This window comes from Campylobacter concisus ATCC 51562, assembly GCF_000466745.1.
Lineage (GTDB): Bacteria > Campylobacterota > Campylobacteria > Campylobacterales > Campylobacteraceae > Campylobacter_A > Campylobacter_A concisus_B.
Window position 1 is genome coordinate 153,680 of the sequence record NZ_ANNI01000001.1, and the last position, 15,845, is coordinate 169,524.

The 15,845-nt window shown below is 29.6% G+C and carries 16 protein-coding genes; all 16 read left to right on the forward strand.

Annotated features, from left to right (window positions below; genetic code table 11):
* Position 1: 1 nt before the first annotated feature.
* The 16 genes from ATCC51562_RS00755 (at position 2) to ATCC51562_RS00830 (ending at position 15,640) form a co-directional block, all read left to right on the forward strand.
* On the forward strand, positions 2–1,048 hold the full coding sequence (locus ATCC51562_RS00755) for a nucleotidyltransferase family protein (protein ID WP_021090378.1): 1,047 nt from the start codon (positions 2–4) through the stop codon (positions 1,046–1,048).
* Positions 1,048–1,767: a cytidylyltransferase domain-containing protein gene (locus tag ATCC51562_RS00760; protein ID WP_021090408.1), complete on the forward strand. Its 720-nt coding sequence runs from the start codon at positions 1,048–1,050 to the stop codon at positions 1,765–1,767. The genes ATCC51562_RS00755 and ATCC51562_RS00760 overlap by 1 nt, the downstream gene beginning before the upstream one ends.
* The gene (locus ATCC51562_RS00765) at positions 1,764–2,789 is read left to right on the forward strand and encodes a Gfo/Idh/MocA family protein (protein ID WP_021090370.1); all 1,026 of its coding nucleotides are present in this window, start codon (positions 1,764–1,766) and stop codon (positions 2,787–2,789) included. The genes ATCC51562_RS00760 and ATCC51562_RS00765 overlap by 4 nt, the downstream gene beginning before the upstream one ends.
* Positions 2,761–4,065, forward strand: a complete 1,305-nt coding sequence (locus tag ATCC51562_RS00770) for a glutamate-1-semialdehyde 2,1-aminomutase (protein WP_235044172.1) — start codon at positions 2,761–2,763, stop codon at positions 4,063–4,065. The genes ATCC51562_RS00765 and ATCC51562_RS00770 overlap by 29 nt, the downstream gene beginning before the upstream one ends.
* A 17-nt stretch (positions 4,066–4,082) precedes the next feature.
* Positions 4,083–4,634, forward strand: coding sequence for a GNAT family N-acetyltransferase (locus ATCC51562_RS00775; RefSeq protein ID WP_162141879.1), 552 nt, complete (start codon positions 4,083–4,085; stop codon positions 4,632–4,634).
* A complete protein-coding gene (locus ATCC51562_RS00780) occupies positions 4,631–5,758 on the forward strand; it encodes an N-acetyl sugar amidotransferase (RefSeq protein WP_021090232.1) in 1,128 nt (375 codons plus the stop codon). Before ATCC51562_RS00775 ends, ATCC51562_RS00780 begins: the two co-directional genes overlap by 4 nt.
* Before the next feature lie 191 nt (positions 5,759–5,949).
* Positions 5,950–6,726, forward strand: coding sequence for an oxidoreductase (locus ATCC51562_RS00785; RefSeq protein WP_035167064.1), 777 nt, complete (start codon positions 5,950–5,952; stop codon positions 6,724–6,726).
* Positions 6,723–8,348, forward strand: coding sequence for a hypothetical protein (locus tag ATCC51562_RS00790; RefSeq protein WP_021090334.1), 1,626 nt, complete (start codon positions 6,723–6,725; stop codon positions 8,346–8,348). Before ATCC51562_RS00785 ends, ATCC51562_RS00790 begins: the two co-directional genes overlap by 4 nt.
* 2 nt (positions 8,349–8,350) lie before the next feature.
* Positions 8,351–9,277 (forward strand): hypothetical protein, encoded by a 927-nt coding sequence (locus tag ATCC51562_RS00795; protein ID WP_021090344.1) that lies wholly within the window; start codon positions 8,351–8,353, stop codon positions 9,275–9,277.
* Positions 9,255–9,683, forward strand: a complete 429-nt coding sequence (locus ATCC51562_RS00800) for a hypothetical protein (protein WP_035167068.1) — start codon at positions 9,255–9,257, stop codon at positions 9,681–9,683. The genes ATCC51562_RS00795 and ATCC51562_RS00800 overlap by 23 nt, the downstream gene beginning before the upstream one ends.
* Complete coding sequence (locus ATCC51562_RS00805; protein WP_021090405.1) at positions 9,680–10,804, forward strand: DegT/DnrJ/EryC1/StrS family aminotransferase; 1,125 nt, start codon at positions 9,680–9,682, stop codon at positions 10,802–10,804. Before ATCC51562_RS00800 ends, ATCC51562_RS00805 begins: the two co-directional genes overlap by 4 nt.
* Positions 10,801–11,565: a class I SAM-dependent DNA methyltransferase gene (locus ATCC51562_RS00810; protein WP_021090392.1), complete on the forward strand. Its 765-nt coding sequence runs from the start codon at positions 10,801–10,803 to the stop codon at positions 11,563–11,565. Before ATCC51562_RS00805 ends, ATCC51562_RS00810 begins: the two co-directional genes overlap by 4 nt.
* Positions 11,541–12,752 (forward strand): hypothetical protein, encoded by a 1,212-nt coding sequence (locus ATCC51562_RS00815; RefSeq protein WP_021090201.1) that lies wholly within the window; start codon positions 11,541–11,543, stop codon positions 12,750–12,752. The genes ATCC51562_RS00810 and ATCC51562_RS00815 overlap by 25 nt, the downstream gene beginning before the upstream one ends.
* A complete protein-coding gene (locus ATCC51562_RS09395; RefSeq protein ID WP_021090349.1) occupies positions 12,745–13,497 on the forward strand; it encodes a glycosyltransferase in 753 nt (250 codons plus the stop codon). The genes ATCC51562_RS00815 and ATCC51562_RS09395 overlap by 8 nt, the downstream gene beginning before the upstream one ends.
* Before the next feature lie 10 nt (positions 13,498–13,507).
* Positions 13,508–14,488 carry a glycosyltransferase family 2 protein gene (locus tag ATCC51562_RS00825; RefSeq protein WP_021090250.1) on the forward strand — a complete coding sequence of 327 codons (981 nt, stop codon included), beginning with the start codon at positions 13,508–13,510 and terminating at the stop codon, positions 14,486–14,488.
* 21 nt (positions 14,489–14,509) lie between these two features.
* Positions 14,510–15,640, forward strand: coding sequence for a glycosyltransferase family 4 protein (locus ATCC51562_RS00830; RefSeq protein WP_021090391.1), 1,131 nt, complete (start codon positions 14,510–14,512; stop codon positions 15,638–15,640).
* Positions 15,641–15,845 lie beyond the last annotated feature (205 nt).

Sequence of the window (15,845 nt, forward strand, 5' to 3'; positions counted from 1 at the left end):
AATGAAGAATATAGAAAACATAAAGCTAAAACAAAATGCCACTATAAAGGAAGCCTTGGGGATTATAGATAGCGGAGCTATGCAGATAGCTTTAGTTGTTGATGATAAAGATAAGCTTCTTGGAACACTGACTGACGGCGATATAAGAAGAGGTATATTAAGAGGGCTAGACCTTGACAGCTCTATAGAGACGATCATTTATAAAGAGCCGGCTGTTGCAAAAATTTCTAGCACAAAAGAGGAAATTTTAAAGATAGCATTATCTAAAAAACTTCACCAGATACCAATAGTAGATGATAACGGAATAGTATTAGACTTAAAAGAGATAGAAGAGCTTGTTGAACCAAAGATCAAGACGAATAGAGTCATTCTAATGGTGGGGGGGCTCGGTACTAGGCTTAGACCACTCACGCAAGATACTCCAAAACCGATGCTAAAGGTTGGAAACAAGCCGATCCTTCAGACGATAGTTGAGAAATTTGCAGAGTATGGCTTTGTAAATATTACGATGTGCGTAAATTTTAATGCAGGCATCATCAAGGACTATTTTGGTGACGGCAAAGAATTTGGAGTAAACATCGACTACATTTTAGAGCAAAAAAGAATGGGTACGGCAGGTGCATTAAGCCTACTTAAAGAGCGACCAAACGAACCATTTTTTGTAATGAACGGTGATCTTCTTACAAATGTAAATTTCGAGCATATTTTTAACTACCACACGCTAAATAAAGCGACGGCTACAATGTGTGTAAGAGAGTATGACTACGAAGTTCCTTATGGCGTTGTAAAAATGAACGACAACAAGATAGTAGATATCTCAGAAAAACCAGTGCAGAAATTTTTCGTAAGTGCTGGAATATATATGCTCTCGCCGGAAATTTTAGATCTAATACCAAAAAATGAGTTTTATGATATGCCTACGCTGTTTGAAAAGCTAATAAAATTAAGTAAAAATGTTATATCATTTCCGATCAGAGAATATTGGCTTGATATCGGACGTATTGAAGAATACCAAAAAGCAAATGAAGAATATAAAGAAGTTTTTTAATGTATAAAAACAATAGTTTTTTAGCGATTATACCGGCAAGAGGTGGCAGCAAAGGGCTGCCTGGAAAAAATATTAAAGAATTATGTGGAAAACCGCTTGTCGTATGGAGTATAGAGGCTGGACTCAAAAGTAAATACGTCGATGAGGTAATGACTAGCACTGATGATGAGAAAATTGCAGAAATTTCTAAAAAGTATGGCGCAAGTGTCCCTTTTTTAAGACCAAGCGAGTTGGCAAGCGATACTGCTACAACCTTTGATGCCGTAAAACATACTATAGATTATTATAAAAATGAATTAAAAAAAGAGTTTGACTATATTGTTTTATTAGAGCCCACATCGCCTTTGAGAGAAAATGATGATGTAGATACAATGATAGAAAAAATAGTAGATAATCAAGAAAAATTTGACTCAATATCTAGCATAGGGGAAGTGCATGAGCATCCATCTATCATGAAGAAAATTTTAAATAATGGTTATATCGTGCCATTTTGTAAAGAGCTCAAATTTACTACAAGGCGACAGGATAATGAAAAGGCATATTTTCCTTATGGAGTCGCTTATATAGTTAAAATAAAAAATTTTCTAGAAGAAAAAACATTTTATACGCAAAGAAATACTTTTTATGAGATAAAGCGATATCAATGTTACGAAATAGATGATCTATATGATTTTTTGGCAATCGAAAATATAATGAAATACGAATGGAGATTGAAATGAATTTTCTAGTAATCGGTCTGGGTTCAATGGGTAAAAGAAGAATTAGAAATTTAATCGCGCTTGGCTATAAAGATAGTATTGCCGGTTTTGAGCCAAGAGAGGATAGAAGGAGTGAGGTAGAAAGAAAATATAATATTAAAACTTTTGATAGCCTTGAAACAGCAATGGGTGAATTTATTCCAGATGTATTCATAATATCTACTCCTCCAAATATGCATATGTATTACGCATATTTGGCTGAAAAAAACAATATCAACTGTTTTGTAGAGGCTTCTGTTGTCGAGGCTGAAAAAATTTTAGAATTATCAAAGAGAATAAAAGATAAAAAAATTTTGATAGCACCATCTTGTACAATGAAATATTATCCTATTTCTATAAAGATAAAAGAACTGATTAATAAAAAAGCAATAGGTAAAATCCTTAATTATAACTATCAAACTGGTCAGTATTTGCCAGATTGGCACCCTTGGGAAAAAATAGAAGACTTTTATGTTTCAAATCCTGATACTGGTGGCTGTAGGGAAATAGTTCCATTTGAGTTAACATGGTTAAATGATATTTTCGGTGACTCTAGACCACTGGCGTGCGTGAGAAAAAAAATAACAGATATTAATGCTAATATAGATGATATATATCATTGTATTTTAGAACATTCAAATAATGTATTGGGAAATTTAACTATAGAAGTAGTATCAAAACCTAGAGCTACTAGGGAAATGAGAATATTGGGTTCAGAAGGTGAAATAGTTTATAGTGCAGATAATAATGAACTCAGATATATAAATACTAATATGAATGATTGGAATAGGATAAAATTTGGCACAGGAACAGTAGAAAGTGGATATATTAATCCGGAGGAGCCATATATTAATGAGTTAAAAGATTATATAAATAGTATAAAAGAGGTCAAAAACGGAGAGGTGCCGACATACCCAAATAGACTAGAGGATGATTACAAGGTATTGCAGAACTTATATAAGCTAGAAGAAATAAGTGAGGGAAGACATGACTTATCAAGATAGATTATTAAAAGCAATACCGGGCGGTGCCCATACTTACAGTAGAGGATTTGACCAGTATCCAGCCAATGCCCCACAAATTTTAAAAAGAGGGAAAGGCGCATATGTATATGATGAAAATGGTAAAGAATTTTTGGACTATGGAATGGCGCTTAGGGCTGTAAATTTAGGCTACGCAAATGAAGAAATAAACAGAGCAGCGATCGAGCAAATAGAATTTGGCAACAATCTAACAAAACCTAGCGTGATAGAGCTAGAGGCTGCTGAACTATTAATAGATATGATAGATAGTGTTGATATGGTTAAATTTACCAAAAATGGCTCAACTGCAACAACGGCAGCTATAAAGCTTAGTAGAGCATATACTGGAAGGGAACTAGTTGTAAGATGTGCAGAGCACCCATTTTTTAGCTATGATGACTGGTTTATTGGCTCTACTCAACTTACCAAGGGTATACCGCAAAAGGATATTGAAGGTACAAAAACGTTTGGCTACAACAACATTGAAAGCTTAGAGAGGCTTTTTGATAAATTTCCTAATCAAATAGCTTGCGTGATTTTAGAGCCGGCTACAACAGAGCACCCAAAAGATAATTTTTTACATAAAGTAAGAGATCTGTGTCATAAAAATGGAGCAGTATTTATACTTGACGAGATGATAACTGGCTTTAGATGGCATCTAAAAGGAGCTCAGTATTATTACGACATTAAACCTGATTTATGTACTTTTGGAAAGGCAATGGCAAACGGATTTTCAGTTGCAGCTATAGCTGGAAAAAGAGAGATAATGCAGCTTGGCAGTATAGAATTTGAAGGAAAAGAAAGAGTTTTTTTACTATCAACAACACATGGCGCAGAGATGAGTGGCCTGGGCGCATTTGTTGCAGCTATGAAATTTATGAAAGAGCATAATGTAGTTGAGTATATTTGGGACTATGGCACAAAACTAATCTTGATGATGAATGAGCTTGCAAAAAAATATGAAATCGAAAGAAATTTCATAGCAAGTGGGATAGAGTGTAGTCCGTACTATTTAACTTTTGATAAAAATGGTCAAAATTCTTTAGGGCTTAGAACTCTTTTTTCTCAAGAAATGATCAAAAATGGCGTGCTTATTCCTTGGCTGGCACTCTCTTATGCTCATGGAGAAAATGAACTTGAAAAGACTAAAAATGCACTAGAAAAAACTTTTGAGGTCTATAAAAAAGCAGTTGATGAGGGCTATGAAAAATATTTAGTAGGTAACCCCATCAAGCCAGTGTTTAGAAGATTTAATTAAGGAAAAATAAAATGATTTTGGAAAATGAAACAATACAGTTAAGACCATACATTTTAGAAAAAGATAACTTGATTCTAAGGAGGCAATATTTAGAGTGGATGCAGGATTACAATAATATAGAATATATTAATTCAATATCACTGCTAATGAATGATAATTTGGATTTTATAGAAAGTAGTTTTAGTAGATTTACGGCAAAAAACTCCCAAGGATTTTTTATTTGTCATAAAAGTAGTAAAAAATTTATTGGCACAGTAAAACTAGATAAAATTGATTTTTTTAGGCAATCTGGTGAATTTGGCATAATGATTGGCGAGCAGAACTTTAAACGTCAAAATATAGGGACATTTTCAATGGAATTAATTTTGGACTATTCTTTTAGAATCCTTGGTCTACATAGGGTATGGGGTGGCTGCGCTGCAAATAATATTGGTATGCAAAAACTTTTTAAGAAATTTAATTTTAAAGAAGAAGGCAGACAAAGAGAAAGTATCTATGTCAATGGTGTTTATCAAGATGATATTTTTTACGGACTATTGAGGAAAGAATGGAAGGATGGTTTAATATGAGTAGAATTTTTTGGTGTAAAAAGTGTTTAAATATGTCTACTAGACCAAGAATTGAATTTAATGAAGATCAAATTTGCAATGCTTGCCAGTGGAGCGAAGAAAAAAAAACTTTAAATTGGAGTGATCGAAAAAAAGAATTAATAGAAATAATAAATAAATATAAAAAGTCTAATGGTCAATATGATTGTATAGTTCCGGTTAGTGGCGGAAAGGACAGTTCTTATGTTTCATATAAACTGAAAAATGAATACGGCATAAATCCTTTGACAATAACGGTAAAGCCCGGAATAGTTTTTGATATTGGAGAAGAAAATCTAACAAATTTTATATCCTCAGGATATGATAATATTACAATAAGACCAAATTTGAAAGTTTTAAAACAAGTTGATAAAATCGGATTTATTGAATTTGGAAGGCCAATGCTAGGATGGCAAACAATTATACAGGCTTTTATTCCAAAAATAGCAAAAAATTTTAATATACAAATGATTTTTTATGGTGAAAATGGCGAAATCGAATATGGCGGTTCTACTAAAAACAAGAATGTACCTTATGGAAGTTTCGAGTTTGTTAAAAATATTTTGCTCTCAGATACATACAATAGAATAATTAATAGCGGAATAGACAACAACGACTTAGAAATGTATAAATTTGATGAGGATATTATTTTTGGTAAAAGCAAGGTACTAAGTCTATATTGGTCTTATTTTGAGCCTTGGGATTCGTATAGAAATTTTAAAATTGCAGAAAAATATTGTGGTCTTACTAGTAAGAAATCACAGGAAGGCTCTACTTATAATGATTATTCACAAAATGACACAAGTTTATATGATCTACATACATACCTAATGTATTTAAAATTCGGTTTTGGTAGAGCTTCACAGGATGCTGGTATTGATATTAGAAGAGGTGCTATTTCTAGAAAAGAGGCGATAGAGTTAGTAGTTAAATACGATGGTATATTTCCAGAAATATATTTAGAAGGATACTTGAAGTATTATGATTTGACAAAGGAAGAGTTTGATAATATTATCGACAAATGGGTTAACAAAGATTTATTCTTTAAAAAGGATGGTGTATGGGTTCCTAAATTTAAAGTTGGAAATGATTTTCAAATAGGCTAAAACCGATGAAAATCGCTGTTGTATCATTGAGCTAATGTTATAGGTTTAAAATGGTTTTTAAATTATAAAAATTTATACCATCATTAAAATTTAAAAATTACATTCACATTAAGAGTCTGATTTAAAGATATATAAAGTTTTGATAAAATATTGAAATATATTAATACAGCAAAAGAACTTTATGAGGAGATATGATAGTGCTTAAAGATAAAGTTGTAGTTATAACTGGTGGAGCAGGCCTTATAGGAAAGGAGTTTGTAAAAGCGGTTGTTGAAAATAATGGTATGGCTATAATAGCTGATATAAATGAAGAGCTTGGTCTAAAAGCAAGGCTTAATCTATCGCGAGAATTAAACACTTCAAATATAGATTTTATAAAAGTTGATATAACATCAAAAAACTCTTTAAATAGCTGCATAGATTACTTAGACAATAAGTATAAAAAAATAGATGCTTTGGTAAATAATGCCTATCCTAGAAATAAAAATTATGGCAAGCATTTTTTTGATGTTGAATATGAGGATTTTGTGCAAAATTTAGGTTTAAACCTTGGCGGATATTTTATAGCTTCACAACAGTTTGTACTTTACTTTAAAAAGCAGGGATATGGAAATATTATAAATATAGGATCAATTTATGGCGTTGTTGCACCTCGATTTGAGATATATAAAGATACACATATGACTACGCCAGTTGAATATGCAGCCATTAAATCAGGGCTTATTCATCTTACAAAATATATGGCAAAATATTTTAAAGGGATGAATATAAAGGTAAACGCACTAAGTCCCGGAGGTATATTTGATAATCAACCAGATTCTTTTTTGAAAAAATATAAAGATCAGTGCCTAAACAAGGGTATGTTAAATGATTGTGACCTAAAAGGCACCTTAGTATATTTACTGAGTGATATGAGTAGATATGTAAATGGTCAAAATATTGTAGTTGATGATGGGTTTAGCTTGTGATTATAGTTAGAGTATTATTATCTTTAATAAAACAGTATTTATTAAATATTTTTAATAAAAAAGTAAATATAAATTTGAATACAAATGAGAAAAATTTTATTGATTTATTAAAAAAAGAATGTATATTTGAAAACACGAGTAAAAATAGAATTTTAATGGAGGGTGACTTAATAAAAGTAGGACCAAACTATTTTTTTAGATTATTGTCGTTGGCAAATTTATTTAATAAAACATATAATTTATCAATAGATATTGTATTTAATGGCTTTAAAAATAATTCTTTAAAAGAAATAAACATGTGTAAAAAACTAGGATTGTCAAATTTTATTTTTACAAAAAATATATTTTCTATAAAATTATTATTCTTGTCTTATTTTAAATCAGTTTTTGTATATTTTAAATATATGCATAGTAACATGGAATTAAAAAAACTAAGATATATTAATATAAAAATAGGAGACTTCATAATAGACTCTTACTTAAAATCTTATGGTATAGATTATTCGTCTACATACAAAGATTCAAAAGTATTCAAATTAATTTTTGAATCTATCTATTTAATAAATTTTTATAATAAAATAATAGATCCTAATATTTATAAGATTATAATAGTCACTCATACCCAATATGCCCAGTACGGTATCTTGGCTAGAGTAGCGTATACAAAAAGCATCCAAGTAATCGAAACAACAGATGCGGTCTTACTACTATCTAATTCGCTTAATAATGATAAAATAAAATATCCTTCTTATCACTCTTCATTAAGGAGTATGATTAAAGCTAGAATACTTAATCTCAAAGATAAAGAAGAATTTATTAAAAATTCTAAAATAAATCTAGATGCTAGGCTTAGCGGAGAGTTTAAACAGCATGATCTGGTCGCAGCATATAGTAATAAAAAAATATACAGTGATTTTGAGTTAAGGCATATATTAAAAATTAATAATAAAAATCCGTTTGTGTTTATCTTGGCTCATGTTTTTTCAGATGCTCCTTTATCTTTAGGAGAAAATATGCTTTTTAGCGATTACTATGATTGGCTTATTTTTACAATAAAGCAAGCTAGTTTAAACAAAGATATAAATTGGATCGTAAAGCCACACCCATCATCGTATGTATATAAAGAAGATGGAATAGTAAAGAAGATAATATCTGATTTAAAGCTAGACAATATATTTTTGTCACCAGAAGATTTTAATACGTCTTCCATGCAAAATTTAGCAAAGGCTATTGTTACTGCAAGAGGAACTGCAGGTATTGAATATAGCTGTTTTGGAATCCCAGTAATATTATCAGGGGATACCTTCTATAGCGGATTTGGTTTTACTATAGAGCCAAATAGCAAAATAGAATATGGGCAAATTCTAAATCAATTGTTAGATATTGATCGTTTAAGCCAAAAAAAAATTAGTGATGCCTTATTGGTATATGGTATTTTTGTAGACTTATGTAATTTAGAAAATGATCCAATAATAACAAGTGAAGTGTTAAATAACGTTTGGGGAACAAATGGCCATAAAGTTGATATAGATAAAGCATATTCAGTAATAAATAATAATATTATGAAGTTTGGTGTATCCTCATGGTCGCATTTAAAACTGGCAAATAGTGTTAATATTTGATTATGTCACAAAAATTACATGTTTTAATAAAAAAAGTTTTATACTTTCTACAATACAAATTTTATTTAATAATAAATAAAATTTTAAATATAAGTATTTCAAAAAGTATGTTTTTACTATTTGATAATAAAAATCAAGAAATTATATTTATAAGATATATCTTTGGGGCTTTAACTATTGTGGGTAACCATAAATCTTATAAAATTGAAATTAATAGAAATTCATTAGCAAAAGAAATATTTAATAGAGAGTATATAAAAAACAACTATGCTGAAATCTATGATATTTTACTACCTTTAAAAATTAAAAGAAAATTTGGTTTTATATTTTTGGAATCTAATACAGTTCAAAATATATGTCAATTAGACTTTAAATTGTCTTATGAATATGTGCGAAGAGTCTTTGAAAAAAATATGCTAAGAAGTGTAAATGTAAACTATTTTAATAATATATTAGAGTCAATTAAATTAATTTCAAGAACTGATGATGAATTTAATATTTTAAAAAAAATATTTACAAAAGTATTTGAAATGGAAAAATATTTGGCTCCCTCGCATGGAGATTTTCATATCAGAAATATATTGAAAAATGAGGATAGATATTATTTGATAGATTTGGATTGTTTTAAGCGTTTTCAGTTTATATGGATGGATGAAATATATTTTGTTATTGAATTGATTGTTTTTGAAAAGAAAAATATTAATTGGCTTGAAGTCGTTAAACAAATTGTTATTGATGGCAGAATACTAATTAAATACAAGGAATATTTTAACCATTTTAACTTCGAGAACCCATATGCGCAATTACTAATTTACTTATTGGATCGTATAGAACAGGAAAAAAAACATACTAATTATAATTTAGATAATATATATAAAATTATTGATTTAATTATCGGGAGAATAAATGATACAAAATATAACATATAATCAAAAATTATTATCAGTAATCATAAGAGCAAACTATGAAAAGGATGGAATAGAATTTTTTACTCCGGATGATTTTTCTCAGCAGCTCGCATACATGAAAAGACCTAAAAATTATGTAATTCCTCCACATGTTCATAATGCAGTATCTAGAGAAGTTCGGTATACTCAAGAGGTTTTATATATTAAAAGTGGTAAAGTAAGAGTTGATTTTTATGATGACAATAAAAATTATTTGCAAAGCACTATACTCAACAAAGGAGACGTAGTACTTCTAGCTTTTGGTGGACATGGTTTTGAGATGATAGAAGAAAGTGAAATTATTGAAGTAAAGCAAGGTCCTTATGCAGGGGAAATGGATAAAATAAGGTTTGAACCAGTGCGAAAAGAAAGATTGGAGATTAAATGATGGACTTTATACCAGTAAATGAGCCATTACTAAATGGTAATGAAAAAAAATATCTAAATGAGTGTATAGATACTGGGTGGATAAGTAGCGAGGGTCCATTTATAAAAAAATTTGAAGAAAATATGTCTAGCTATATAGGTAGAAAATATGCTGTTGCTGTAACAAATGGAACCGCTGCTCTTGAGATGGCTATAGAAGCGCTTGACCTTGGTAAAAATGATGAAGTTATAATGCCTAGTTTTACGATAATATCTTGTGCTCAAGCAGTTGTGAAAGTTGGGGCAAAGCCAGTATTAGTAGATAGTGAGTATGATAGCTTTAATATGAAAGTGGAAGATATTGAGGCAAAAATTACACCAAATACAAAAGCCATAATGGTTGTTCATATATATGGGCTACCTGTGGATATTGATCCGATTTTAAATTTGGCAAAAAAATATAATCTTAGAATTATAGAAGATGCAGCCGAGATGCATGGACAGACATATAACAATAAAATGTGTGGGTCTTTTGGCGATATAAGCATATTTAGTTTTTATCCAAATAAACATGTTACAACTGGTGAGGGTGGCATGGTATTAACAGATGATGAAAATTTGTACGAGAAATGCAAAAGCCTAAGAAATCTTTGTTTTTCGTCAGATGGAAAGAAAAGATTTATTCACGAAAGACTTGGGAGCAATCTTAGAATGACAAATATCCAGGCGGCGCTCGGAGTTGCACAATTGGAAAGGATAAAGGAACATATAATTAAAAAAAGATGGATAGGCAGTATGTATCAGGAGCTGCTAGGCGATATAGATACCATAAATTTACCTATAAAAAATAAGCCATTTGCAGAAAATATTTATTGGGTATTTGCCATTACACTTAAAGATGTTTGCAAAAAAATAGCAAAAGATATTATGCAAGAACTTGCTATTAAAGGAGTTGGAACCAGACCTTTTTTTTATCCCATGCATGAACAACCAGTTTTTAAAAATATGGGACTTTTTAAAAATGAAGACTATCCAAATGCTAAAAAACTTTATGAAAGAGGATTTTATATTCCAAGTGGCCTAGCAATTACGGAAGAACAGATAAAAGAAGTTTCGAAAATTATGCATGAGGTTTTAAAATGAAACAATTTGGAGATTTATATTCAAAATACTATGATCTTCTTTATGAAGATAAAAATTATTCTGGTGAAGTTGAATATATAGATTTTCTAATAAAAAAGAATTGTCAAAATGCTAAAACGTTGCTAGATATGGGCTGTGGCACCGGAAAACATGCTGAACTTTTATGTGAAAAGGGCTATAAAGTTCACGGTATAGACTTAAGCCAAGATATGCTTAAAATTGCAAATAAAAGAAAGATTGGAAAGGAAGACAGGCTTGATTTTAGTCATTCAAGTATTCAAAATTTAAATATTGATAAAAAATTTGATGTAATTACTTCCTTGTTTCATGTTATGAGTTATCAAAATACGAATAGTGAGCTATTAAAAGTATTTGAGATAGCTAAGAAGCATTTAAATACACATGGAATTTTTATTTTTGATTTTTGGTATGGACCAGCCGTGCTTACGGATTTGCCGGTAACTAGAATTAAGAGACTTGAAGATAAGAATATAAAAATAACAAGACTTGCAGAGCCTATTATTTATGCCCAAAGAAATATTGTAGACGTGAACTATGATATTTTTATAGAAGATAAGATATCGAAAAAAGTAGTAGAAAAAAAAGAATTGCACAAAATGAGGTATTTTTTTGATACGGAGCTAGAATTTATTTGTGAAACGGTCGGTCTTAAGATTTTAAAGAAATATGAATGGATGAGCTATAGAAAACCTAGTTTTAAGAGTTGGAATGTGACATGGATAGTAAGAAAAGAATTTTGATTATTCATCCTGAAGGAAATATTTATAATAATCCAAATTTATATTCAATAATTAAGTTATTGAATGCTAACTATAGTTTAGAAATTTTTTTACCGAATTTAAAGGTGGCATATGATAGCCTTGAGTTTAAACATATAGTTAAGGTTTACAATAAGATATTCAATAGAATATTTAATAGAATTTTATGGAATCGTTTTTTATTTAAATTTTTTTATAAATTTTTTGAAAAAAAATATTTCTCAAGAGATTTGTATGATTTGATTATAGGTGTAGATCAACTTGGGCTACTATTGGCAAGCGAATTTGCAAAAAGAATAAAAGTTCCATTTGGACTTATATCGTATGAAATTTTTTTTTATGATGAATGTGGCTACAAAGAAAAAAAAATAGAAATAAATGCATCACAAGAATTAGATTTTGCAATAACTCAAGATGATATCAGGGCAAGATTTCTTTCTGAAGAAAATAAAATAAGTAGTAAAAAAATTTTCACAATACCAGTATCATCATCAGATTTTTTTTCTTATAAAAAAGAGTATTTAATTTATGATGAGCTTGATATTTCAAAAGATAAGAACATATTAATATTTATAGGATCGGTTGATAGATGGACTTGTATTGACAAGGTTTTAGCAAATGTTAATAATTTTCCAGATTCTTGGGTATTTGTTTTACATGATAGATATGGTGATACACAAAAAAAAGTAAATAAGCTATACCCACATATTCTTAAATACAAGAATAAGAAAGTATATTTTTCAAATATAAAAATAAAAGATACTGGCGATATGCATAAAATATTACATTGTGCAGATTTGGGGTTAGCAACATATTGTCCTAATTTTGCCAATAAATATACGGGAAAAAATATTGAATTTATTGGGCTAGCTTCTGGGAAAATAAGTACTTATTTGCAAAATGGATTACCAATTATAACTACAAAAAATAAAATTTTGGATGAGAGTATTAAAAAGAATAATTTAGGTTTTTCTATAAAAAGTATAGAAGAAATTCCAGTTATATTAGAACACTTTAAACCATCTCGGCATATTAATAAAGCTTGCATAGATTTTTTTTATAAAGAGTTAAGCTTCGATAATTATTCAAAAGATCTATTAAGATTGATAGAAAAATTATTAAATAAGACTGATGAGGTGAATAACATATTAAAAGAAACCAATGAATAAAGATATCTACTATAAAAATTATGAAGAAAGACCCACAAGACTTAGTGTAATTACCGCAACTTATAATGTAGAAAAATTCTTACCTAGATTAATAAAAAGTCTACAAGAGCAAGTCGATAAAGATTTTGAGTGGATCATTTCTGATGGAGTGTCTAGCGATAAGACTTTAGAAATTTTAAAAAATACTGGCGGGATAAATATAAAAGTAATCTCGGGCGAAGACTTTGGGATTTATGATGCTTTAAATAGAGGCATAAAAGCTTGTAATGGAGAATTCTATCTTGTTATCGGTGCTGATGATGAGCTTTATCCAAATGCTATTAAAGATTATAAGAAAGCCATGGGGGATGGTGTAGACATAATAACAGCTTGTATTGATACTAATAATGGCAAAATTGAGCCAAATGGTGGACCAAGATGGCTAAAGGCACAAGCTCACTACATCTCTGGACATGCTGTAGGCTCAATATACCGCACAAGTCTTCATCAAAAACTTGGTTACTATTCAAGAAAATTTCCAATAGCGGCAGATCAGCTATTTGTATTGACTGCTGCAAATTATGGGGCAAAGATAAAAGTTGCAAAAAGTGTTGTAGGTAAATTTTCAAATTATGGAGTTAGTAGTATTGATATGTTAGGAGCTCTTTGTGAATTTTATAGAGTTCAGGTGGTGATGGGCGAAAATAAATTTGTGCAAACTACTCTATTTATTTTAAGACTTATTAAAAATTTTAGAAAATTATAAAGATATATAAATGAAAGACTATGGTGTTTCTATAATAGTTCCCATATATAATGTGGAGAAATATATAGAAAAATGTGCAACTACGCTTTTAGAGCAAGACTATAACAATATAGAGTATATTTTTGTAAATGATTGCACTCCAGATAGTTCTATGAAAATTTTGAAGGACATTATTGAAAGATACCCAAATAGAAAAAGCCATGTAAAAATCATTAATAAAATAAAAAATGAAGGCTTACCGCAAGCTAGAAAAAGTGGGTTGAAAATATCAAGTGGCAAATACATTTTACATGTAGATAGTGACGACTGGGTCGATAAAGATATGGTAAGTTCTTTGATGAGTGAAGCTAGAAAAAGTTATGCAGACATAGTTTGTTTTGACTATATTAAAGAATTTAATAAAAAAAGCGTTGTAAAAAGTTTTTTTTATACAAAAAATTACCCAAAGTCTAATTTGAACTTTGTAAAAGCTATTTTATCTCATGAAATTTCTGTTTCCATGTGTGATAAATTGGTTAAAAGAGAGCTTTATGAAAATGTTGAATTTCCATATTTTTCACACTGTGAAGATAGTTTTGTAAATTTACAGCTTGTTTATTGGGCAAAAAAAATTACTCACATTGCAAAACCATTTTATCACTATAGAACAAATCCTAATTCGCTTTCTAGTAGTTTTTCAAATAATAAAAAAGCCCTTGATGATTTTGCTGATTTTAGCAGAGCTGTAAAGAATTTTTTGATACAAAAAGATCTTTTTGATGAATATTTTAAATTTCACATTCCTACTATTTTAAAATTTACTTTGGATTATTCTGAAAGTGATTTTAAAAAACAAATAAATGCTATATGCCCAGAAGCAAATAATATAAAATATGTTTTTCAAATCAATAGAAATATAATCTATAAAATTTTATATAGCACTGTTTTTATAGGGTTCTCGCAAATTTTTGTTTTTGCAAAAAAAGTATTTATTAGGCTTAGAAATTTTTAGATTCATATGATTGGAGTTGCTATGAAAATTTTTATAATCGGTAATGTCTCGTCTATGATGATAAATTTTAGAGAAGAGCTCATAAAATTACTTGTATCAAAAGGGCATGATGTCTACTGTTTAGTTAGTGACTACAATGAAGAAAGTAGAAAAAAAATAATCTCATTGGGTGCAACACCGCTTGACCATACTTTAAATGCAAAAGGGCTAAATCCATTTAAAGATCTCATTGCTACATATGATTTTATTAAGCTATTTAGGCAGCATAGGCCAGATGCGATTTTTTCTTTTTTTGTTAAACCAGTTATTTTTGTAACTATAGCCGCAAAAATAGCAAGAGTGCCAAGAATAGCAGGCATGATAGAAGGGCTTGGTGGAGCTTTTACAGTTCATAAAAATGGGCAAACAATGAAGGCGAAAATTATCAAAACTATACAAGTTCTTTTATATAAAATTTCACTACCATCTCTTGACGAGCTTATATTTTTAAATAATGACGATAAAAAGGACTTGATTGATAGATACAATATAAAAGCAAAGTCCATAAATATATTAGGTGGTATAGGTGTTGATCTTGATAAATTCTCATATACTAAAGCACCTATTGAACCTATAAATTTTATTTTTATAGCAAGACTTCTTGCAGAAAAGGGAATATTTGAGTATTTGGAAGCAGCTAAAATCGTAAAAGAAAAATATAAAGATGTAAAGTTTTATATATTTGGTAGTTTTGATGAGCACAATCCATTTGGATTAACGCATGAAGAACTAAAACCTTATCTTGATAGTGGTGTAGTTATATACCCTGGCTTCGTAAATAATATAAAAGAACGGATCGTGAATAGTTCTATTTTTGTCTTGCCTTCGTATTACAGAGAAGGTGTGCCAAGAAGTACGCAGGAAGCCATGGCGATAGGAAGGGCAGTAATAACCACAAATAGTGTAGGATGTAAAGAAACTGTTGAAGATAGTGTAAATGGGTTTTTGGTACCACCATTTGATAGTAAAATTTTGGCACAAAAGATGATTTATTTTATACAAAATCCAGAAATGATAGTCCAAATGGGTATAGAAAGCAGAAAAATAGCTGAAGTAAAATTTAATATAAATGAAAAGAATGAAATACTTGTAAAGATTATTATTGGGAAATAGCACATTGCCATTTTTAGGTTTTTAATTTAAAAAATTTTATATTGACTTGACTTCAGCAAGCTTATCGTGATTTAAATAATAAAACCAAGACAAGCTCACTAGTTTTCTAGGCTAGACTTCTACCCCGTTAGTCCACTAACTGATTTTGTATTATTCTTATCAGCCTTTTGTTTTAAAAATTCCTCTTCCTCTTTTGTAGGTTTAT